The sequence below is a fragment of the Actinomyces oris genome (assembly GCF_006546825.1).
Lineage (GTDB): Bacteria > Actinomycetota > Actinomycetes > Actinomycetales > Actinomycetaceae > Actinomyces > Actinomyces oris.
The window spans coordinates 1-22,230 of the sequence record NZ_VICC01000001.1 but is presented as its reverse complement, the minus strand read 5'-3'; the positions used below and the strand labels follow the sequence as shown (position 1 = coordinate 22,230).

Here is a 22,230-nt window from a genome sequence, read left to right as displayed (position 1 = left end):
GAATCGCTGCTGACTTCCTATTGGTTGGTGCGTTCGAGAACCTACGATCGGCCGGTGGCCTCCTTTCAGTCGCAGTCCTCCCGCTCCCTGGGGCAGCTGCGCCTGCGCGGGGGCCTGCTGGCCCTGTCCTGCCTGGCGGCGACGCTCGGCCTGTGGGGGCTGTTCGTGTTCACCCACACCGGCCAGGCCCTCGACGCCATGGCCCTGGAGGGCTCGGAGATCGGCTCGCACTACGTGAGCGCCCACGCCCGCAGGCTCCTGTCGGTGGTGTCCATGCCGGCCGCGGTCGTCCTGGTGGTGACGATCCTCGTTATCGGTCTGCTGCGGCGCAGCCACCGGCGCGCGGTGTGGGCCGTCGTCGCCGTGGTCGGGGCCAACCTGACCACCCAGATCCTCAAGTACCAGTTCCTGTGGCGGCCCGACTTCAACATCACCGAGCGCTGGGACAACGCCAACACCCTGCCCTCGGGGCACACCACCATGGCGGCCTCGGCCGCGGTCGCCCTCATCCTGCTGTCCGGGCGGCGCTGGCGGCCGCTGTCGGCCTGGGCCGGGGGACTGTTCACCATCGCCATGGGCTACTCCACCCTAGTGTGCCAGTGGCACCGCCCTTCCGACGTCCTGGCCGGGATCTTCGTGCCTGTGGCCTGGGGTGCCTTCGCCGTGGCCGGCGGGGCCTGGCGCGCCCCCTGGTCCCTGCGCGAGGGGACCGGGGAGGAGAGCTCCGGTGAGGTGCCCGGGCTGACCACCGTGGGGACGATCCCGGTGACGGCCGCCGGGCCGCGCCTGTGGCACCAGCTCCTCGGCAACATTCTCATGGCGACCGCCGGCATCGTGTGCACCCTGGGGGCGCTCAGCCTGGGCGCCTGGGTGTGGTGGCACCTGGACGGCCCGGAGACGCGCTGGCAGCTCTTCGGCGCCTACGCCACCGGGTCGGTGGCCGTCGTCGGTGTCACCTGCCTGGCCCTGTCCGCGCTCGTCTCGCTGACCGACTGGGGTCGCACCCGCCGCAAGCACGAGGCCCGCCACCGCGACTGACGGCCTACCCGGCGCCGTCGGGTACGAGCCCCACTGAGGGGGGGGATCGCCGCTCACTCCACGAGGGTGGGGTGCTACTGGAGGAGGGTTGGGTGCACTTCGGGTGGGTGGGGCCTTCGTGCAGTACGCACAACCCTCTGCGAATAGCGCCCCGCCCTCGTGCAGTGTCCGGCCCGTTACTCCTCGACGGCGGCGGCCGGGAGCCTGACGCTGAAGGTGGTCCCGTGGTCCTCGGGCGCGGTGGAGGAGTCGACGTCAATGCTCCCGCCGTGGGACTGGACGATGGCCAGAGCGATCGACATGCCCAGGCCCGTGGAGCCGGTGCGCCGCTCGCGCGAGGAGTCCCCCCGGGCGAAGCGCTCGAAGAGCCGGTCGCGCACGTCGGGGGCGATCCCCGGGCCGTCGTCGTGGATGCGCACGATGAGTGTGTCCCCCTCGCGGGCCAGCGTCGTGGTCACGTGGCTACCGGCCGGCGTATGGACCCGGGCGTTGGCCAGGAGGTTGACGACGACCTGACGCAGACGGGCCTCGTCACCGATGACCAGCGGAGGCTCGGGCAGGAAGTCCTCGGCCTCCTCCGGCGTGGCGTCGGCCGGCGGCTCCAGGACGGCCAGATCCAGCTGCCAGTCGTGGTCGGGGCCGGCCGCGCGGGCATCGGCCACCGTGTCCACCAGGAGGCCAACCAGGTCCACCTCCTCGCGGCGCAGCTCGCGCCCGGCGTCCAGACGGGCCAGCAGCAGCAGGTCCTCGACGAGCGCCGTCATCCGCACCGACTCGGAGTGCACGCGCTCCAGGGCATAGGTGGCCTCCTCCGGCAGGTCGGCGTCGGCCCCCTCCCGGCGGATGAGCTCGGTGTAGCCGCGGATCGAAGCCAGCGGCGTGCGCAGCTCGTGGGAGGCGTCGGCCACGAACTGGCGCACCTGCGTCTCCGAGCGCTGGCGCGCGCCCAGGGCGGACTCCACGTGCCCCAGTAGCGTGTTGAGGGCGCCGCCGACCTGACCGACCTCGGCCGAGGAGTCCAGGTCCGCCTTCTCCACGCGGTCCTCGATGCTCACCTCACCGCGCTCCAGCGGCTGGGAGGCCACGCGCTGCGCGGTGCGGGCCACCCGCTCCAGGGGCGCCAACGAGGAGCGCACCATGGTCCGCCCGGCCAGGGCCACCACGAGGGCACCCAGCAGGGCCACCGTCAGCTCGATGAGCAGCTGGGTGCGGATGAGCCCCTTGTCCCCCTCCAGGGAGAGCCCGGTGATGACCGTGCTGCCCGAGGCCTCATCGCGGGTGGCCACCACCCGGTAGCTGCCCAGGTGGTGCAGGTCCACGGTGACGGGGTGGTCCTCCGTGGCCTGGGACAGCAGCAGCCGGCAGTCCTCCTTGGAGATGGACGCGTAGTGGCCGTTCTTGTCGATGTAGGCGGCGGTCTCACTGGTCTCACTGTCGGAGGATGACGTCTGCGTGGTGATGAGCGTGAGCGTGCCGGTCGACTGTCCGGCGGCATCCAGACCGGGAGGGACCCCGTGCTTGCCGGGGCCTCCGTCCGCCGCGTCGGGCTGGTCTCCCTGGTTCTTCGTGCCCTCCTGGGCTGCCTCATCGGAGGCCTTCTTGGCCTCCTGGGTCAGGTCGTGGCGCTTGTCGGCGGCGCGCTGGGCGGCCGCCATCAGCTGGCTGTCCGTGCGTGCCATGAGCGTGTGGCGCAGGCTGACGGTGGAGAAGGCGCTCATGACCGCCGCCATGACCAGGACCAGCCCGAGCACCCCGACCACCAGCCGAGTGCGCAGACTGCGAGGAGGCGTGAGCAGCGAGCCGGGCCGCCATGAGCGCAGGCTCATCCGCCGCCCGGTCGGTGCCGGCTGCTGGGACATCGGCGGGCGCTCAGCCGCGCTCATCGGTGCCGGCGGCCGGCTTGAGGACATATCCGACGCCGCGCATCGTGTGGATCATGGGCTCGCGGCCCTTGTCGATCTTGCGGCGCAGGTAGGAGATGTAGAGCTCGACGATATTGGCCTGCCCGCCGAAGTCGTAGTTCCACACCCGGTCCAGGATCTGCGGCTTGGACAGGACCCGGCGGGGGTTGCGCATGAGGTAGCGCAGCAGCTCGAACTCGGTGGCGGTCAGCTGGATCTCGTCCTCGCCCCGCCAGACCTCGTGGGAGTCCTCGTCCATGCGCAGGTCCCCGACCTCCAGGATGGAGGCCGGTTTCTCCTCGCTGGCCCCCGAGCGGCGCAGCAGGGCGCGCAGTCGGGCCACGACCTCCTCCAGGGAGAAAGGCTTGGTGACGTAGTCGTCGCCGCCTGCGGTCAGCCCGGCCACGCGGTCCTCGACGGCGTCCTTGGCCGTCAGGAACAGGACCGGCACGTTCGGGCGGTGGCCGCGCACCCGGCGCATGACCTCCAGGCCGTCGAAGTCGGGCAGCATGATGTCCAGGACGATGACGTCGGGGTCGATCTCCTGGGCGGAGCGCACGGCTGCGATCCCGGTCCCGGCAGTGGTGACCTCCCATCCCTCGTAACGCAGGGCGGAGGCGAGCAGGTCGGCGAGCATCTGCTCGTCGTCGACGACCAGGACGCGCAAGGGGGAGCCGTCGGCACGGGTGAGGTTCTCGGTGGGGGCGTTAGTCACGTCATCTATTCAACAGGAAGGCGCTGTGCTCGACCACAGCGCAACCTGTGTCTCGACTGTGTTACCGATCTGAGACCGAACGGAGACGCGGCGGCTCGAACGCTGTGACATGCTTAAGCGGGTATGCGTCTTGGTTGTTGATCTCCACATTCGCGTGCACCGGAACGTTACTTCATAGCGTAGCCCCCGAGAGAGCGGCCAAGTGTATCTCTGCCGTCCCTCATCAAGTGTGTCGCCGTCGGTGAACCGGCGTCGACCTCATTTCCCTCATACATCCCTCAGACAGCAACAGCAGGAGAGACATGGAATACGTCGATGGCAACGAGCGCCGCTTCGGTGCCGAGGACCTGTTCTTCTCAACGACGGATACCAAGGGTGTCATTCGCAGGACCAACCGGGTCTTTGATTCGCTGTCCCGTTACAGCCCCGAGGAGCTCGTCGGCTCTCCGCACAACATCATCCGGCACGATGACATGCCCGCCGGTGCCTTCAAGCTCATGTGGGACGAGCTCGAGCAGGGACGCTCCTCCTGCGTCTACGTGCTCAACCGGGCCCAGGACGGACGGGACTACTGGGTTTTCGCCACGATCGCTCCGCTGGCCGACGGCTACCTGTCCGTGCGCGTGCGCCCGACCAACCACGCCATGTTCACGCCCGTCAAGGAGATCTACGCCCGCGTGCGCGCCGCCGAGCGTGCCTACGCCGAGGAGGGCCACGGGCGCCGGGAGGTCGCCGAGCACGGGGCGGCGCTGCTGACCGAGGAGCTGGCAAAGCTTCAGTACCACGACCTGCACAACTTCGCCCGGGCCGCCCTGCCGCGCGAGCTGGCCCTGCTGGTCGTCGAGGGCGTGCGGGTGCCGCCGCGCGCCGAGTCGGACAACCCCATGTCCGCCGTCCTGCAGGCCGTCGCCGCCATCGAGCGGGACACCGACGAGCTCATCTACCAGCTCGGCGAGTACCAGGAGCTCATCAACGGCCTGGGCTCCTGGGCCGGAGGGGTGCGCTCGGTCATTGACCGGGCCGACCGCGTGGGCTCCCTCATGGGGGAGGTGACCAGTCCCGACGCCGAGTCCTCCGTGCCCACCGTCTCCGAGCGAGTCAAGGAGCGTGGGGCTCAGGCCGTTGAGGTACTGCGCCAGCTCAACTCCTCCCTCGTGGCGCTCTACGAGGCGGCCTCCGAGGTGCGCTTCCGCAGCTCGATGATGCGTCTGCACACCCTCATGGCGGGCATCTTCGCCGCCGCCGTCCTGGACGGCCAGGAGGGGGAGTCCGGCGACGCCATCGGCGACCTCGCCGAGGCGATGCTCTCCGACCTGGAGGAGCTCGTGCCCTCCTGCCAGGAGGCGGCGAACCTGGCCGAGCGCCTGGAGGGCGATCTTCGCTCCGTGGTCAGCAACCTCGACCGCGTCAAGCGGCCCTTCCAGCGCTGGATCCGCGCTCTTCAGGACGAGGGGGCCCAGGCGCTCGTCGAGGGCGTCGACGCCGAGGCGGCCCTGAGTGAGGCCGTCGCCGTGGGTGAGCAGGGCTTCCCGGAGACGGCCTCGTTGGCCGAGCTGGCCGCCAAGGCCCGCGGTGTCGTTGTGACCTTGGACGAACCCGTCATCCGTCAGCGAGTGGCGACGGTTCGTGAGACTCTGAGCCACCTGGGGGAGTAATTGTCGATAATCTACAATATAGGTCCCACCTTATTGGTGACAATGTCATAAATTGTCTTCCGCGGGCACGTACGTTTCGTTACCTTCTTCCCGGCACTGTGTGAGGAGCTGAAGGAATAGTCCTCTGGCGAGGTGCTCCCGCGAATTATTCACCCTGAAGGAAAGCACCATGGAGTCGCAGGTCGGTTACGAGCGTTTGTTCGATCCGCAGGACATCTTCTTTTCCACCACGGATCTCAAAGGCGTCATCCAGAACACGAACCGGACGTTCGATACGCTGTCGCGTTACTCGCGTGAGCGTCTCATCGGGGCTCCGCACAACATCATTCGTCACCTGGACATGCCGGCGGGTCTGTTCCGCCTCATCTGGGACGATCTGCAGACCCGGCGCCCGGCCTGCGGCTACATCACCAACCGTGCCGTGGACGGCCTGGACTATCGGGTCTTCGCCACCATCATGCCGCTGCGTCAGGGCTACCTGTCGGTGCGGATCAAGCCGATGGACGGGGCCACCAGAGACCGGGTCGAGGAGGCCTATCGCCGGGTGCGCGCCAAGGAGCGCGACCTTCAGGCCCGAGGCGCCTCACGCCACCAGCTCGGTGAGTTCGGTGGCCGTGAGCTGGCTGCGGAGCTGGCGGCCCTGGGCTTCCCCTCCCTGCACGACATGACCTTGGCGACCCTGCCGCGTGAGGTGGCCGCCCTGGTCACCGCCGGGGTGCGCGTCCCGGCGGCCGCCCCCGAGGGCCTGGGTGCCGTGGCCCGGATCCTCAACGCGGTGGCCGCCATGGAGAAGGACACCGATGCCCTGGTCTTCGAGCTCGATGAGTACCTGCGGCTCATCACCACCATGGAGGCCACCCACGACTCGGCCCGGGCGGTGGAGGCGCGGGTGGGGCGCATCGGCCAGCTGGTCTCCCACGACGTCGGCGACAGCGCCCAGACCAAGGTGCTCATGCTCGGTGAGCGCATCGCCGAGCTCACCGGCGTCGCGGGCGCCGAGCTGCACGGGCTGCCCTCACGGCTCAAGGTCCTGCACCAGTCGGTCACCGAGCTGCGCTTCTCCGTGGCCCTCATGCGCCTGATCACCCTCATGGTGGGGCGCTTCGCCCAGTCCATCCTCGATGGCACTGAGGTGGACGCCGTGCACTCCCTGACGGACCTGTGCGAGGCGCTGGAGTCCGGCTTCCGCGGCCTGGGCCCCGTGCTGCAGGCCGTGAGCACCCAGGTCGCCCAGCTCAACGACGCCCTGCGCACCGTGACCTCCAGCCTGGACCGCGCGGCCCGGCGCCTGGGGCAGTGGGTGGACCTGCGTGGCGGCGGGGCCGGCTCCTCGGGTTCGCCGATCATCGACGAGGTCGCCCAGCTCACCTCCCGAGGCTTCCCCGAGGTCCGCTCCCTGGCCGAGCTGGCCGCCGAGTGCCGCGGGCTGCACCTGCCCTACGACGAGCGCATCGCCGCTCAGCGCCTGGCGGCCGTGCGCAGCGCCCTGGCCGAGCTCATCTGAGACGAAAGTCGTTCTTCCGGGCACTGCCTGGTTGGAAAAGGTGGGTGGTGCGTTACAGTCGGCTGGGAGCCGGCACGCGCCGACTCCCCACCGTCCCCCTCGTCGGGGCCCCGGATCGCCCGGATCCTCACGATCCCGTGGCGAACGTCGGGGCTCGGCGACAACCGCCCGCAGACCCACCAGTCGCGGCCAGCCGCGCACCACCCGTGAGGAAGGCTTTACGTGTCCACCAAGCTCGTCATCGTGGAGTCCCCCAACAAGGTGCGCTCCATCGCCGGCTACCTGGGTCCGGAGTTCGACGTCGAGGCCTCCGTGGGGCACATTCGCGACCTGCCGCAGCCCTCCGAGCTGCCCGCCACCATGAAGAAGGGCCCCTACGGGAAGTTCGCGGTCGACGTCGAGGACGACTTCACGCCCTACTACGTCGTCAACCCTGACAAGAAGAAGACGGTCGCCCAGCTCAAGAAGGCACTCAAGGAGGCCGACGAGCTCTACCTGGCCACCGACGACGACCGCGAGGGCGAGGCCATCGCTTGGCACCTCCAGCAGGTCCTCAAGCCCAAGGTGCCGGTGCGCCGCATGGTCTTCACCGAGATCACCCGCGAGGCCGTCACCCGGGCCCTGGACAACACCCGCGAGCTGGACATCCACCTCGTCGACGCCCAGGAGACCCGCCGCATCCTGGACCGCCTCGTGGGCTACGAGGTCAGCCCGGTCCTGTGGCGCAAGGTCCGTGCCGGCCTGTCCGCCGGGCGCGTGCAGTCAGTGGCCACCCGCCTCGTCGTCGAGCGTGAGCGTGAGCGCATGGCCTTCCGCTCCGCCTCCTACTGGGGGGTGGAGGCCACTTTCTCCACCGTCCTGTCCGCCGTGGACGTCACCGCCCGCCAGGAGGCCTCCTTCACCGCCCGGCTCGTCACCCTCGACGGGCGGCGCGTGGCCACCGGCCGCGATTTCAACGACGACGGCCAGCTGCGCCCGGCCGCGCTCAAGGCCTCCGCCGTCCACCTCCACCAGGTGGGGGCCACCGCCGTGGCCGAGGCGATCGGTCGGGGAGAGCCCCGGGTGGTCGGCGTGGAGGACAAGCCCTACAAGCGCCGCCCGGCCGCCCCCTTCACCACCTCCACCCTCCAGCAGGAGGCCTCCCGCAAGCTGCGCATGAACCCGCGCGAGACCATGCGCGTGGCGCAGGGCCTCTACGAGAACGGCTTCATCACCTACATGCGTACCGACTCCACGGTCCTGTCCGGTCAGGCCGTGGCCGCGGCCCGCTCGCAGGTGGCCGAGCTCTACGGGGCCGAGTACGTCCCCGAGCGCCCCCGCGTCTACGCCTCCAAGTCCAAGGGCGCCCAGGAGGCCCACGAGGCGATCCGCCCCGCCGGCGACCACTTCCGCACCCCGGCCCAGGTCTCCGGAGAGCTCACCGGCGCCCAGTTCCGCCTCTACGAGCTCATCTGGAAGCGGACCGTGGCCTCCCAGATGGCCGACGCCGTCGGCTCGACCGCCACGGTGACCGTCGAGGTGCCGCTGACGCCGGTGGCCGGCGAGTCGCGCGACTCCGGTCCCACCTTCTCCACGGCCGGCCTGACGGCGTCGGGCACCGTCATCACCTTCCGCGGCTTCCTGGCCGCCTACGAGGAGGGGCGCGACGCCGAGCGCTACCAGGACGACGCCGGTGCCGCCGCCAAGGACTCCAAGGACGTGCGCCTGCCCGCGATGATCTCCGGCCAGGAGCTGGCCGCCCTGGACGCCGAGGCCTCTGGCCACGAGACCACGCCGCCGCCGCGCTACACCGAGGCCTCCCTGGTCAAGGCCCTCGAGGAGCGCGAGATCGGCCGCCCCTCGACGTACGCGGCCACCATGTCCACCATCTCCGACCGCGGCTACGTCGACCACCGTGGCCAGGCCCTGGTGCCCACCTGGCTCGCCTTCGCCGTCACCCGGCTGCTGGAGGAGAACTTCGCCGAGCTCGTCGACTACGACTTCACCGCCTCCATGGAGCGCGACCTGGACCGGATCGCCGCCGGCGAGGAGGACCGGGTCGCCTGGCTGCGGCGCTTCTACAACGGTCAGGGAGGCGCCGGTGCCGAGCAGGCCGCCTCGGGCGAGCTCGAGACCGTGGCCGCCGCGCTGCGCGCCCAAGGGCTCAAGGGGCTGGTGGACAACCTCGGCGAGATCGACGCCCGCGCCGTCAACTCCATCGAGATCGGCGAGGGCATCACCCTGCGGGTGGGGCGCTACGGCCCCTACCTGGAGGACGCCGAGGGCAAGCGCGCCAACGTGCCGGCCGATCTCGCCCCCGACGAGCTGACCGTGGACAAGGCCCGCGAGCTCTTCACCCGCGCCGCCGACGACGGCCGCGAGCTCGGCGTCGACCCGGTCAGCGGGCACGTCATCATCGCCAAGGACGGCCGCTACGGCCCCTACGTCACCGAGGTCCTGCCCGAGCCGGAGGAGACGGCCGAGGCGGAGGCGGCGAAGACTGCGAAGACGGCAAAATCGACGAAGACGAAGAAGACCACCAAGGCGGCCAAGCCCAAGCCCCGCACCGCCAGCCTCCTGCGTTCCATGGACCTGTCCACCGTGACCCTGGAGCAGGCCCTGGACCTGCTGAGCCTGCCGCGCGTCGTCGGGCAGGACCCGGAGTCGGGGGAGGACATCACCGCCCAGAACGGCCGCTACGGTCCCTACCTCAAGAAGGGCACGGACTCGCGCTCCCTGGAGACCGAGGAGCAGATCTTCACCGTCACCCTGGAGCAGGCCCTGGAGATCTTCGCCCAGCCCAAGCGGCGTCGAGGTCAGGCGGCCGCCCGCGGACCGCTGCGCGAGCTGGGGCAGGACCCGGCCACTGAGAAGCCGGTGGTCATCAAGGACGGTCGCTTCGGCCCCTACATCACTGACGGGCAGACCAACGTCACCGTGCCCCGCAGCGAGGACCCGGCCACCATCAGCGCCGAGCGGGCCTTCGAATTGCTGGCGGACAAGCGCGCCAAGGGCCCGGCCAAGAAGCGCACCACCCGCAAGACCACCTCCAAGAAGGCCACGACGAAGAAGACCACCACGAAGAAGGCCGCCACCACCAAGAAGACCACTGCCAAGACGGCGACGAGCAAGGCGGCGGCCTCGAAGGAGGGCTGAGGGGCCGCCGCGGTGCTGCGGGCCTGCGGCCTTGGTGCGGACGTGCAGCGTTGGTGCAGGCCTGCGGCGTTGACGCGGCCTCTGGCACTGCCGCCGTCGCCGGTCACTGCCGCTGGCCGCCGTCGTGAGCCTTGGCCGGGGACATTCCACGCGGACGGGTGCGTACTGCGCCGCACGGGGACAGTCCGCGCGTCCGGGGACCGGATTCCTGTCCCCGACGGCGTCGAATGCCCCCGGTTGCCAGCAAGGGTCCCCGACGGCGCAGAATGTCCCCGTCCGCGCAAGCCCAGTGACCCGTGAGCATCATCGCGGCCCGTGTCGCAGTTCTGCGACAGCACTGCGACGAGGAGGGGACAATCGGCCGGTATTGTATTCCTTGTACAACTCCCCACATGATTCCTGAGAGGACCTCATCATGCGTCTGCCCAAGATTGTTCTCGCCGGCACCGCCGCCCTGGCCCTGTCCCTGAGCCTGGGCGCCTGCTCCTTGTCCGTCAACGGCTCCGGCTCCGGGGACTCCGGCTCGCCGGCCGCCCAGTCCGAGCAGAAGGACACTCAGGGCGCCGACTCCAAGGACTCGTCCAAGACTGATGCCAAGGGGGCCGCCACGGCCGACTCCCAGTCCTCCTCCGGTGGCTCGGCCCAGACCACGGCCGCCCCCGGCAACAAGGACGGCGACAAGGATGACGACAAGGACGGCGACGACGCCCCCATCACGGACCCCACCTGGAAGGACATCCAGAGCACGGGTCAGCGCACCGAGGTCTCCGGTGCGTACACCGTCCAGGGAGCTGGGGCGGCCCTCAACCTGGTCGGTGATCTCGACACGCTGACCGTCCAGGGCTCTGCCGTCAAGATCGCCGCGGAGGACGTCGACAACCTCATCGTTCAGGGCTCCAACGTCACCGTCTACGCCCGCGACATCGACCACCTCACCATTCAGGGCTCGAACGTCACCGTCCACTGGCTGGGCGACGACCCGACGATCCAGGACGGCGGCGCCAACAACACCACCGGGAAGCTCTCCCAGTGAGCCTGTCGTGACCCAACCTGCCGCACCGGCTCCGTCCGCCACTGTCCTGCTCGTCGACGACGAGGCCCCCATCCGCCGCTCCCTGGGTCCTTACCTGGAGCGCGGCGGGTACCGGGTCCTGCTCGCCTCGGACGGGGCGGAGGCCATGGACATCCTGGCCTCCTACCAGGTGGACATCATCGTCTCCGACGTCCTCATGCCCAGGATGGACGGCCGTGAGCTGGTGCGGCGGGTCAGGGCCGGTGGGGCCTGGACCCCCATCATCCTGCTGACCCAGGTGGATGCCTCCTACGAGCGGGTCTCAGCCCTCGACGACGGTGCCGACGACTACCTGTCCAAGCCCTTCGACCCCGCCGAGCTCGCCTCCCGGATCCGCGCGGTGCTGCGCCGCACCCGTGGCATGGCGCAGCCGCTGACCTCCGCCTCCCGGCTCGTGGCCGGTGAGCTGCTCCTGGAGCGGACCTCGCGGCGGGTGACCCTGTCGGGGCGCGAGGTGACGCTCACTCCCAAGGCCACGATGCTCCTGGACTACCTCATGAGCCATCCCGGTGAGCTCCACACCCGGGACGCCCTGCTGGCCTCCCTGTGGGGCATCGACTTCGCCACCTCTACGCGCGCCGTCGACCACCGCATCCGCGAGATCCGCCAGGCCCTGGGCGACGACGCCGCCAACCCCACCTACATCGAGACGGTCCCCTCCGTCGGCTACCGATTCCGGGCCGAGGTCCGGGTATGAGCGGCTCATCGATCCCGCCGCAGCTTCCGCCCTCGGTCCCGCCGCGTCCGGCGCCTGCGCAGGACGGCCGTACCCGCTACATGGAGCCGGCGGTGGACGTGGGTGGGCCGCGCACGGTACCGGTCACCCGGCCCGGGGTGCCGGCCGCGCAGCCGGCCAGTCCCCCGATGGCGGGTGACCCGGGGAACCGTCCGCAGTCGGCCGATCTCCATCCGCTGCAGGCCGACCCGCAGCGGGCGACGGCCGAGCCTCAGAGCGTCGAGGCCTTGGCCGGGGCCGCCGCCGAAGCTGCCCCGGCACCTCTGGACCCCCCTGCGGAGAAGCCCCGGCGGGCCGGCTGGGTCGGATGGGTGCTGGCGGTGGCGGTCGTGGCCGTCGCAGTGGCGGTCTCCTATGCGACCTTCGGGCTGGCTCCGGTGGTCATCTCGACGGCAGTGCCGCTGGTGGTGGCGGAGATCGGGATCGTTGTGCTGCTGCTCGCCCTGGCCGCGACCGTGATCCGCCGCAGGCTGCGCCTGGCGGTGCAGCGGGGGCGAAGCCAGGCCCAGGAGGAGGCGTGGTCCCGTCACCAGCAGTTCCTGCGCCGGCTGGACCACGAGCTGAAGAACCCGCTGACGGCGGTGCGGGCCGCCGTCGCCGACCTGCCGCAGGCCCCGCCTCACGAGCTGCAGGCCCGGGTCGACGTCGTCGATGCCCAGGCCCGCCGCATGGCGCGCTTGGTGACGGATCTGCGCAAGCTGGCCGACCTGGAGACGGCCGCGCTCTCACTGGAGGACGTCGATATCGCCGAGACCGTCCACGACGCCGCCCAGGCGGTCGGCGAAGAGGGAGCGGCGCGTGGTGGCGGGCCCAGAATCCGCCTGGATCTGCCGCAGGTTCCGTGGCCGCTGTCGCATGTGCGCGGCGACGGCGACCTGCTGTACTCGGCCGTCTACAACGTCATCTCCAACGCCTCGAAGTACACCTCGCCCGGCGGGACCGTGGAGGTACGCGGTCGGGAGGAGTCGGGAACCGTCACCATCGAGGTGGCCGACACCGGGATCGGGGTGCCGCAGGCCGACCTGCCGGCCGTGTGGAGCGAGCTGGCCCGGGCCGGCAACGCCCGGGGCCTGCCGGGCTCGGGACTGGGGCTGGCGCTGGTCTCCACGATCGTGCGCCGCCACGGCGGCAGCGTGCGCATGGCCTCCCGCGAGGGCGTGGGGACCCGGGTGTGGCTGAGCCTGCCCGTCGCGGGGCCGCCGGATACGCCGTGACCGCATGGCGCGCCGGCGGCCGGGGCTGAAGAACCCTCCGTCACCCTGCCGCGCCCCTGTCGCAGTCCTGCGACAGGGCGGGAACCGGGTGGCGACAACGATTCAGTAACGTTCAGGTCATGACAAAGCACTCATCTCCCTGCCCTCCCTCGCCCTCATCGCCGCCCTCGCGCTGAGCGGCTGCTCCCTGTCCGTCGGAGGCGGCTCGTCCTCGCAGGCTCAGGGTCAGCAGACCCAGGCCAGTCAGGCCGGCTCGGACTCCGCCGGCTCCGCGGGAAGCGCCCAGGGCTCCGCCTCCGCCCCGGCGTCGGCAACGGCCGCCTCTGCGGGCCAGGCCGTCGCCGGCTACGAGCCCGGACAGATCCCCCCGATCCCCATGATCTCCCTGCCCGATCTCAGCCTGCTCACCCAGTCCACGGGCGCCTTCACCCCGGATCTCACGCGCTCCATCACCTCCCAGCCCGGCATCACGGTCAGGCCCGCCCGCTGCGACGCGAGCGGATCGCTCGTCTCCGGCTCCACGGTCCTGGGCGGTGATGGCTCGATGACCACGAGCTCGGGGAGCACCTCGGTCACCAACAACGGTGACGGCTCGGGCACCTACAGCGACGGCAAGGTCTCCATCACCAACAACGGTGACGGCTCGGGCACCTACTCCGACGGGAAGGTCTCCATCACCGTCAACGGTGACGGCTCGGGCACCTACAGCGACGACTACCTCTCGGTCACCGTCAACGGTGACGGATCAGGCACCTACAGCAATTCCACCACGGGGGAGTCCATCACCCTCGACGGCAAGGGCTCGGGCACCTACAGCCGCTCCGGGGTCTCCATCACCAACAACGGTGACGGCTCGGGCACCTACTCTGACGGCAAGCTCTCCATCACCAACAACGGTGACGGCACCGCCATCGTCAACGGCTCCACGATTTCGGCCAAGCCCGTTCCTAAGGCCGGCAAGGTGGGCACCTTCCCCTCCATCGACGCCGCCAAGCCCGTGCAGTCCTGCGGCACCGTCATCACCCTGGAGGACAGCGTCCTGTTCGACTTCGGCTCATCGGAGCTGCGCGGCGAGGCCTCGACCACGCTCACCAACCTGGCCACCGTCATCAAGGACTCCAAGGCCCCCAAGGTTCAGGTCCAGGGCCACACCGACTCCGTCTCCGACGACGCCTTCAACCAGAAGCTCTCCGAGCAGCGGGCACAGGCCGTCTCGAGCGCCCTGAAGTCCGACGGCGTGGCCGCCGACCTGGAGGCCGTCGGCTACGGCGAGACCAAGCCGGTGGCCCCCAACGAGAACCCCGACGGCTCCGACAACCCCGCCGGTCGCCGCCTCAACCGCCGCGTCGAGGTCTTCGTCCCGGCCTTCTGAACCGTCACCCGGCCATCAGACCGCACGTGCATGATGCCCACCCGACTGCCCTCACCACATCTGAATACCGGAGAAGAATCATGTCCCCGACCACTCGTCCCCTTCGTCCTCGCCGCACAGCCGCCGTCATCCTCGTGGCCCTGTCCCTGACCGGCATCAGCGCCTGCTCCATCTCAGTGGGTGGAGGCTCGACCGACCAGGGAACCGCTGCAGCGGCGGGCCAGGAGGGCTCGCCGTCGGAGCAGCCGGCAGCGTCGTCGCCGTCAACGACTGCGACGACCGCCTCCCAGGCGCCCCGATCGCAGGCCGCTGCGCCCAGTACCCAGGAACAGGCCTCGCCTGCCGCCGTCGGCTCCAGCGCACCCGAGGCCGGCGCTCAGCCTGCCAGTGGTGAGCGCCCCGGCGCTCGGGCGACCATCACCGACAGTGACTGGCTGAGCGACCTGGAGTTCGTGGAGCAGACCGTCTCGGCGAGCCCGACCATGCTCCTGAACAAGTCCGGCGACGACGTCCGTGTCGAGGGGGAGGTGAACAGTCTCAGTGTCACCGCCAACAACACGAAGGTCTTCGCCGACTACGTCGGCCTGCTGACCATCTCCGGCAACAACGTCACCGTCTACGTCAAGGACGTCGACCGCGTCGTCATCAAGGGAACCAACGCGGAGGTGGTCTGGGCCGGCAACAGTCCGAAGGTGGAGGACTTCGGCCGCAACACTGAGACCCGCCAGCAGGGAAGCGAGGGCTGAAGCCCCGCCTCGCCGCGCCTTCCCCCGCCCGGCTGCCATCGCGGCAGTCGACGGCGTGCAGCGGCGACGTCTGAAGGGTGAGGTGACCGGCCCCGTTCCTGAATCCCGGCGACTGGGCCTGCACCTGGGCCTGGTCGCCGGGGTCGTCTCTGCTCCGAGGCGCCTCGGCCACAGGTGTCCCACGCCGTATGCGGTGGACCAGCACTTGACTCCCCCGTGCACATACTGTCTATAGTGTGTATGTACAGAAGGAGTTGCCATGCCGCTCTCGGTCGTCCTGTCCAACACGGCAGGAGTTCCCATCTACGAGCAGATCGCCCAGCAGGTCAGGGACGCGATCCTGACCGGCCAGGTGGAGGCCGACGAGATGCTGCCCTCGATCCGGGCTCTGGCCCGGGACCTGCGCGTCAGCGTCATCACCACCACCCGCGCCTACTCCGACCTCGTCGCCGAAGGCTTCCTGGCCAATGTTCCCGGCAAGGGCTACTTCGTCCTGCCCCGGGACTCCGAGCTGGTGCGCGAGCAGGTGCTGCGGGAGGTCGAGGAGCACCTCGACCGTGCCGTGGAGCGTGCGCGCCTCGCCCAGCTCAGCGATGAGGAGCTCCACACCATGCTGCAGACCATCATCGCCACCTCCGCCACCCCCGCCACTTCCAAGGAGAAGCAGTGAACCCCGTCGAGATCTCCCACCTGACCAAGCACTACCCGGACTTCAGCCTCAACGACGTCACCTTCTCCGTCCCCGCCGGCTACGTGACGGGCTTCGTCGGGGCCAACGGCTCGGGGAAGACCACCACCATCAAGGCCGCCCTGGGCATGATCCACCCGGATTCCGGCTCGGCCACCACTGTGGGACACGAGCGCATCGGCGTCGTCTTCGACGCCCCGCCCTACAACCCCGAGTGGCGCCTGAAGGACCTGGGCCGCGGCATCGGGCGCTTCTTCCCCACCTGGTCCCAGGAGCGCTACGACGCCGAGCTCCAGGCTGCGGGCCTCAATCCCACCAAGAAGGTCAAGGAGCTCAGTCGAGGCATGGGCATGCGCCTGCAGATGGCGGTGGCCCTGGCCCACGATCCCGAGCTGCTCATCCTCGACGAGCCCACCGGCGGGCTGGACCCCTTGGCCCGCAGCGAGATGGTGGACATGCTCGCCCAGTTCATGGTGGAGGAGGGCCGCACCATCCTGTTCTCCACCCACATCACCTCCGACCTCGATCGGCTGGCCGACTACCTGGTCATCCTCAGTCGGGGCAGGGTCGTGGCCAACGGCACCGCTGAGGAGATCATCGACTCCTTCCGACTCGTGCGCGGCATCCCCGAGCACCTGACCGACGCCGTGCGCCAGGCCAGCCTCGGGCTGCGCAGCACGTCGCTGGGCTGGGAGGCCATGATGCCGACCGACGCCGCAGACGCGCTGACGGACCGCATCGTCGTCGAGGCCCCCACCATCGAGGACCTCGCCGTGCACATCGCCAAGGAGGCGGGCCGTGAATGACCTCATGACCACGGATCTGCGCGAGCACCCCGCCGAGGCAGTCGCAGTGGCCGAGGCGCCGGCCGGTGTGACGATGAGGGGTGCCGCGGGCGGGCCCGGACGGGGCGCTCGGGTGATCTCGCTGGTGCGGTTGCACCTTCTGAGCCTGCGAGGTCCTCTGCCCTCCCTCCTCGGCCTTCTCCTCATTCTCGGCGCCGCCGGCATCGTCTCCGGCAGTATCGTCCCGGTCAGTGGGTTCCTCGCGGGGACCGCCCTGGCCGGGGGTCTATCGGGAGTGATGGCCGAGCACTCCGACATCAACCGTCTGCTGGCCTCCCTGCCCGTCTCCCGGTCCGACGTCGTCAACTCCTACTGGGCGCTCGCGATGCTGCATCTTCTGACCGCTTCGGCCCTCTACGCGGCCATAGGCCTCCCCCTGGGCGTACACCCGGGGCGGCTGCTCGTCCTTCCTCTCGTCCTCATCGTGGGGCAGGCCGTGGGAATTCCCGTGTTCCTGCACTTCAGGCGTGGGCTCGGTCTGCTCGTCTGGACGGTTGCGATCCTCGCCATCGGGGCGCTGGGCCTGCTGGTATCCAGCTTCGGGCCGATCCGGGATCTCGCTGCGGGGACGACGACGGGAGGCGGCCTGCTTCTGGCCCTGGGGGCCTGCGCCCTCATCGGCCTGTGGGTGCTGAGCCACCGCCTCTACCTCAAGCAGGACCAGTGAGCGCCACGATGATGGGGACGACGACGAGGGCGGTGTCGGTGAGAGGGTGGCGTATCGGAGGGGCTGCGCCGACTGGGCCGTCCGACCCCGGAAGCGGCAGCGGCGAGATGGCGCGCGCCAGGGTGGAGGCGGTGCTGCGACTCGACCTCATCGTGCTGCGCCGTCGTGGTCCACTGCTCCTCCTGCCCCTGTCGCTCGCGCTGTTCATCGCCATGGACGTCCTGGCCGGCCGTCTGCAGACGACGGTGATGGCGGGGGTCGCCCTGGGACTGTGCGCCCAGTACGCCCAGAGGGCTGTCGAGTCCGCTCACCACCTGGAGCGCCTCTACGGGGCGCTGCCGCTGCGGCGCAGCGAGCTGGTCGGTGCCCGCTGGGCCGAGGGGGTCGCCCTGGCGCTCCTCTCCGGCCTGGTCCGCGTACCGGCGGCCGCTCTCACCGGTGACTGGGGTGGTCTCATGGCCGGCCTGTTCGTCATCTGCCTGTCCGCGGCCCTCGGGCTGCCCCTGTTCCTGTGCCTGGCCCCCGAGCGGGCCCTGTGGATGTGGGGGCTGTGCCTCGGGGCGGGAGCCGGGGCCCTCTACGGCGGCACCCCGCTGCTGGCAGGACCCGTGGCCGAGGTACTGCGCGAGCCGGTGCCAGCCGTCCTGGCTGCCCTGTCCTGCCCCGCCCTCCTGGGCGCCTCCCTGGTGGTGGCCCTCCGCTGGTACGGGCGCCAGGACCACTGAGGCCCGGCCGAGGAAGAAGCAAGAAGAAGTGAGGAGACAGATCATGCCCGAGTCCGTGCCCATGCCCGAGTCCGTCGTGTCTGCTGCGCGGGCCGCAGCCACCCTGCCCGCTGCCGCCGAGTCCTGCGGCACTCAGGCTCCCAGTGCGCCTGCGGCGGTGCGGGGGCCGGGTGCCCTGAGCCGGTGGGAAACGGTGCGCGCCGTCATGCGCCTGGAGCTGCTCTTCACCTGGAGGCTACGGGACACCGCGGCGCTGCTGGGGCCGTGCGCGCTCGGTGCCCTGGGGGCGGCCGTGCCCGGGCTGAGGGGCTGGTTGGGAATCTTCTCCCCGGAGAACCTGGTGTACTACCTGCTGGGCGCTGTGCTGGTGGTGGGCGTGGATCTGTGGCGGCCCTCCCGTGAGACCCAGATGCGCCAGCTCTACGGGGCACTGCCCGTCAGCCGTCTCGATGTCCTGGCTGCCCGCTACCTCCTGCTCGTGGTCGGCTGGGCGATCATGCTCCTCGGGACCTCCGCAGCGGTGCTGCTCGGAGGTGTGGCATCGGATGATGCCGTGGGCCTGCATCTGACGTTTCTGATCGGCTTGGGGGTGATTGTCGTGGTGATGCCTCCCTTGCTCGTGGCTCGCGGCGGAACCTCCTCCCAGCCGGTGCTCGACCTGTGGGGCCTTGCCGTCTGTGTCATCGTGACTCTGCCCGCGGTCATCGGGGTGGTGATCGCGCAGGAGGCCATGCCCCGGCAGGTGGTGCTGGCCTGGGGGTCTGGGCTCATCGCCGCGCTCTCCGCAGTGGGACTGGGCGCCTCCTGGCAGATCTGTTGCCGTGTCTACCTCACACAGGACCACTGAGAGGATCGCCTGAGAATACGAGTGGTGTCGGTGAGGACGCCGTTTCACGGATGAGGGCCTGGCTTCGTTCAGTGCGCCCAACGGTGACCGGGATGCGCTCCCGGGACCTTCCCCACGGGCCGTTACCCTGGGCTCGTGACCACCGCTGCCCCGCCCGCTGCTCCCGGCGCCCCCGTCCCGCCCCCGTCCGGCCCCGGTCTGTTCATCTCCTTCGAGGGAGGCGACGGCGTCGGCAAGACGACGCAGATCCGCATCCTCGCCGACCTGCTGACCGCAGCGGACGTGGACCACATCCTCACCCGTGAGCCGGGCGGCACGGAGCTCGGCGTCGAGATCCGCCGCCTCCTCCTGCACGGCGGGCACGTCGCCCCGCGCGCCGAGGCCCTCCTGTACGCCGCCGACCGCGCCCACCACATCGCCACCCGCGTGCGGCCCGCCCTCGAGCGCGGCGCCGTCGTCCTGGCCGACCGCTACCTCGACTCCTCCGTCGCCTACCAGGGGGCGGCTCGCTCGCTCGGCCCTCAGGAGGTCCGCGACCTGTCCCTGTGGGCCACCGAGGGCCTCCTGCCGAACCTGACCGTTCTGCTCGACGGCGACCCCGACCTGGCCGAGCGACGCACCACCGGCCGCGGCGCCAAGGATCGCCTCGAGCAGGAGGGGGACGCCTTCCGTGTGGCCCTGCGCGAGCAGTTCCTCACCTTGGCCCAGTCCGAGCCCAAGCGCTTCGTCGTCGTCGACGCCGACCGGCCCGTCGACCAGGTGGCCGACGACGTCATCGAGGCCGTTGTCGCCGCCGTGCGCCGTCACGGCGTGCACCTCGCCCACGGCGGGGCCCACCAGGGGGTGCTCCTGGGCCTGGAGGCCTTCGTGGAGGCCGCCGCCCGCCGCAGCGCCGCCGGGTCGGGCGAGGAGACGCGCTCATGAGTGTGTGGGAGGACGTCGTCGGCCAGGAGAATGCCGTGTCCGCCTTCACCGCCGCAGCCCAGGCCGCCCGAGAAGCAGCTGAGCAGCGCGAGGCACAGGCCGCCGCCGGTCTCGCCCCCAAGGAAGGATCAGACGGGGGAGCCGGTTCCGCGGCGGCTGCGGCGGCCGGGCTCGCCATGACCCACGCCTGGCTCGTGACCGGCCCACCCGGATCGGGCCGCTCGAACGCCGCCCGCGCCTTCGCCGCCGCCCTGCAGTGCACCGGCCCCGTCCCTGGATGCGGGCAGTGCAAGCCCTGCCGTGACGTCATGGCCGGCTCCCACCCCGACGTCGTGCGCTTGGCCACCGAGAAGCTCATCATCACCATGGAGGAGGTCAAGACCCTCATCGGTGAGGCCCAGCGCCGCCCCTGGACCGGGCGCTGGCGCGTCATCCTCGTCGAGGATGCCGACCGCATGGCCGAGCGCACCACCAACGTCCTGCTCAAGTCCATCGAGGAGCCCCCGCCCCAGACCGTCTGGCTGCTGTGCACCCCCAGCGCCGATGACGTCCTGCCCACCATCCGCTCCCGCTGCCGCCTGGTGACGCTGCGGATCCCGCCGGCCGACGCCGTCGCCGAGCTCCTCGTGCGCCGCGACGGAGCCGACCCCGAGCTGGCCGCCCGGGCCGCCCGGGCCAGCCAGTCGCATATCGGGCTCGCCCGCCACCTGGCCACCGACGCCGATGCCTGGGACCGGCGCCGCCGCCTCCTGCTCGCCCCCGTCTCCCTGCGCAGCGTCGGTGACGCGGTCCTGGCCGCCGCCTCCTTGGTGGAGGCCGCCGAGTCCGAGGCCAAGGAGGCCACCGCCGAGCGCGACGCCCGCGAGAAGGCCGAGCTCACCCGCGCCCTCGGCCTGGAGAGCGACGGGAAGATCCCGGCGGCCCTGCGCGCCCAGATCCGCCAGCTCGAGGAGGACCAGAAGCGCCGCGCCAAGCGCGCCCGTACCGACGTGCTGGACCGGGCCATGATTGACCTGCTGTCCTTCTACCGTGACGTGCTCACCACTCAGATGGGCAGCGATGTCGAGCGCGTCAACCTCGACCTGTCCGACGCCGTCGACCAGGCCGCCCGCACGACGAGCCCCGAGCAGTCCCTGGCCCGTATCGCCGCCATCGAGGAGTGCCGCAGCCGCCTGCGCTCCAACGCCGCTCCGCTGCTGGCCGTCGAGGCCCTCATGGTGCAGCTGCGACCCCAGGCCGAAGGAAGCTGAGCGCCATGCCCCATCCGGCCTGGGGTGGGGCATGAGGCCGTCGTCGTAGCCCCCGAGCGACTGTCGACGCGCCCGTCAAAACCAGGACGGCCACGGCCCGGTGTGGAAGAGTCGTGACATGACCGTTATACAGCCAGGGGGCGAGGACGGCGGCCACACCGCTCGGTTCGAGCCGATCATCCGCAGATCGAGCCTGCAGGAGCGAGTCATCGCCTGGGGGTTGACCGCCGTCGGCCTCCTGGGTCTGGCCATCGGGCTGGCGATCATGGCCTCCGGGCAGTACCGGGGAATGCTCGCCTGCTTCGCGGCGGCGGCACTGTGCCTCCTCATGGGCTATCTGACCCTGCGGCCGCGGACCGTTTTCGACCGGAGTGGCATCCACAGCAGGACGCTGATGCGCTCCTATGACCTCTCCTGGCCCGGCTCCCGGGAGGCCTTCGACATCACCCGGCAACCCCGATCCGCTCTGCGTGTCCGCGAGGCAGGTCCGAGCGTGCAGGCGACGGTGCGCGGTGAGGCGGGCACGGTGGTCCTGGGAGGAATGAGTACTCGAGCACTCACCGAGCCCAGGGCCCGCTACCTCATGGAGGAGGAGCTCGATCGGCTCTGGGCATGGGCCGCCTCCTGGGGGCTGGTGCCCGCCGAGGACCCGAAGGGCAACGGGACTCGCGGGGGAGAAGTCAACGGCCCATCTCGTCCCTGAGAGGGATCACACGCCGACCGACCGGTTCATACCATGCTGGGTATGGAAACGAGAACGAAGCATCATCCAAGGAATCGGATCGTGCCTGCGCTCGCGGAGGCGAGGCGACGCCCCGGAGGGCTTCGACGCCGTCGGGTGTCTGCCGGGGTGCTGGCGGCGGTGGCGGGTGTGTGCCTGGGGGTGGGGGCCGGTGTGGTCCCCGCTGCTGCGCTGCCCGCCGTGGGGCCGGCTCCGGCAGCCTCTTCCAAGGCGTCGGTTCCCCAGGGGCTGGAGTCCTTCTATGGTCAGGAGGTCGAGTGGTACGACTGTGTGGCCACTGCCGGGGTGGAGAAGTCGGCTGAGAAGACCGGTTTTCAGTGCGCCAAGGTCACCGTGCCACTGGACTACTCCCAGCCGGACGGGCAGACCATTGAGATCGCGATGAAGAAGCACCTGGCCACCGGCTCGGTGCGCCAGGGCACCCTCTTCATGAACCCCGGCGGCCCCGGCGGAT

General features: G+C 70.4%; 19 protein-coding genes and 1 pseudogene. 18 read left to right on the top strand and 2 right to left on the bottom strand.

Annotated elements, in window-relative coordinates; genetic code table 11:
• Positions 1 to 54 precede the first annotated feature (54 nt).
• On the top strand, positions 55 to 1,038 hold the full coding sequence (locus FK267_RS00100) for a phosphatase PAP2 family protein (RefSeq protein WP_141405755.1): 984 nt from the start codon (positions 55 to 57) through the stop codon (positions 1,036 to 1,038).
• A gap of 176 nt (positions 1,039 to 1,214) precedes the next feature.
• On the opposite strand, the gene FK267_RS00095 is transcribed toward FK267_RS00100, so the two are convergent.
• A complete protein-coding gene (locus FK267_RS00095) occupies positions 1,215 to 2,897 on the bottom strand; it encodes a sensor histidine kinase (RefSeq protein ID WP_198498111.1) in 1,683 nt (560 codons plus the stop codon).
• 10 nt (positions 2,898 to 2,907) lie between these two features.
• Positions 2,908 to 3,654, bottom strand: a complete 747-nt coding sequence (locus tag FK267_RS00090; RefSeq protein WP_009406511.1) for a response regulator transcription factor — start codon at positions 3,652 to 3,654, stop codon at positions 2,908 to 2,910.
• Positions 3,655 to 3,956: 302 nt separating this feature from the next.
• Here FK267_RS00090 and FK267_RS00085 point away from each other — a divergent pair, with 302 nt between their 5' ends.
• The 17 genes and pseudogenes from FK267_RS00085 to FK267_RS00005 all read left to right on the top strand — a co-directional run.
• The gene (locus tag FK267_RS00085) at positions 3,957 to 5,309 is read left to right on the top strand and encodes a PAS domain S-box protein (protein WP_009405879.1); all 1,353 of its coding nucleotides are present in this window, start codon (positions 3,957 to 3,959) and stop codon (positions 5,307 to 5,309) included.
• Positions 5,310 to 5,478: 169 nt separating this feature from the next.
• A complete protein-coding gene (locus FK267_RS00080; RefSeq protein WP_141405754.1) occupies positions 5,479 to 6,813 on the top strand; it encodes a PAS domain-containing protein in 1,335 nt (444 codons plus the stop codon).
• Between the two features lie 222 nt (positions 6,814 to 7,035).
• The gene (topA, locus tag FK267_RS00075) at positions 7,036 to 9,948 is read left to right on the top strand and encodes a type I DNA topoisomerase (protein WP_075379075.1); all 2,913 of its coding nucleotides are present in this window, start codon (positions 7,036 to 7,038) and stop codon (positions 9,946 to 9,948) included.
• Between the two features lie 415 nt (positions 9,949 to 10,363).
• Positions 10,364 to 10,981 (top strand): DUF3060 domain-containing protein, encoded by a 618-nt coding sequence (locus FK267_RS00070; protein ID WP_075379076.1) that lies wholly within the window; start codon positions 10,364 to 10,366, stop codon positions 10,979 to 10,981.
• Between the two features lie 7 nt (positions 10,982 to 10,988).
• The gene (locus FK267_RS00065) at positions 10,989 to 11,717 is read left to right on the top strand and encodes a response regulator transcription factor (protein ID WP_075379077.1); all 729 of its coding nucleotides are present in this window, start codon (positions 10,989 to 10,991) and stop codon (positions 11,715 to 11,717) included.
• Complete coding sequence (locus FK267_RS00060) at positions 11,714 to 12,970, top strand: sensor histidine kinase (protein WP_141405753.1); 1,257 nt, start codon at positions 11,714 to 11,716, stop codon at positions 12,968 to 12,970. Before FK267_RS00065 ends, FK267_RS00060 begins: the two co-directional genes overlap by 4 nt.
• Before the next feature lie 133 nt (positions 12,971 to 13,103).
• Positions 13,104 to 14,342 (top strand): OmpA family protein, encoded by a 1,239-nt coding sequence (locus FK267_RS00055; protein WP_141405752.1) that lies wholly within the window; start codon positions 13,104 to 13,106, stop codon positions 14,340 to 14,342.
• 80 nt (positions 14,343 to 14,422) lie between these two features.
• Complete coding sequence (locus FK267_RS00050; protein ID WP_075379078.1) at positions 14,423 to 15,088, top strand: DUF3060 domain-containing protein; 666 nt, start codon at positions 14,423 to 14,425, stop codon at positions 15,086 to 15,088.
• Positions 15,089 to 15,347: 259 nt separating this feature from the next.
• Complete coding sequence (locus tag FK267_RS00045) at positions 15,348 to 15,758, top strand: GntR family transcriptional regulator (RefSeq protein ID WP_003787881.1); 411 nt, start codon at positions 15,348 to 15,350, stop codon at positions 15,756 to 15,758.
• Positions 15,755 to 16,582 (top strand): ABC transporter ATP-binding protein, encoded by an 828-nt coding sequence (locus tag FK267_RS00040; RefSeq protein WP_141405751.1) that lies wholly within the window; start codon positions 15,755 to 15,757, stop codon positions 16,580 to 16,582. Before FK267_RS00045 ends, FK267_RS00040 begins: the two co-directional genes overlap by 4 nt.
• Entirely contained in the window at positions 16,575 to 17,288 is a 714-nt protein-coding gene (locus FK267_RS00035; protein ID WP_141405750.1) for an ABC-2 transporter permease, read from the top strand. Before FK267_RS00040 ends, FK267_RS00035 begins: the two co-directional genes overlap by 8 nt.
• On the top strand, positions 17,285 to 18,013 hold the full coding sequence (locus FK267_RS00030; protein ID WP_141405749.1) for a hypothetical protein: 729 nt from the start codon (positions 17,285 to 17,287) through the stop codon (positions 18,011 to 18,013). Before FK267_RS00035 ends, FK267_RS00030 begins: the two co-directional genes overlap by 4 nt.
• Before the next feature lie 43 nt (positions 18,014 to 18,056).
• Positions 18,057 to 18,860, top strand: a complete 804-nt coding sequence (locus tag FK267_RS00025) for an ABC-2 transporter permease (RefSeq protein WP_141405748.1) — start codon at positions 18,057 to 18,059, stop codon at positions 18,858 to 18,860.
• A gap of 135 nt (positions 18,861 to 18,995) precedes the next feature.
• Positions 18,996 to 19,784: a dTMP kinase gene (gene tmk, locus FK267_RS00020; protein WP_141405747.1), complete on the top strand. Its 789-nt coding sequence runs from the start codon at positions 18,996 to 18,998 to the stop codon at positions 19,782 to 19,784.
• A complete protein-coding gene (locus FK267_RS00015; protein WP_141405746.1) occupies positions 19,781 to 21,034 on the top strand; it encodes a DNA polymerase III subunit delta' in 1,254 nt (417 codons plus the stop codon). The genes tmk and FK267_RS00015 overlap by 4 nt, the downstream gene beginning before the upstream one ends.
• 118 nt (positions 21,035 to 21,152) lie before the next feature.
• A complete protein-coding gene (locus FK267_RS00010; RefSeq protein ID WP_141405745.1) occupies positions 21,153 to 21,737 on the top strand; it encodes a hypothetical protein in 585 nt (194 codons plus the stop codon).
• Positions 21,738 to 21,818: 81 nt separating this feature from the next.
• Positions 21,819 to 22,230: pseudogene (locus tag FK267_RS00005) on the top strand (alpha/beta hydrolase); the annotation flags it as partial.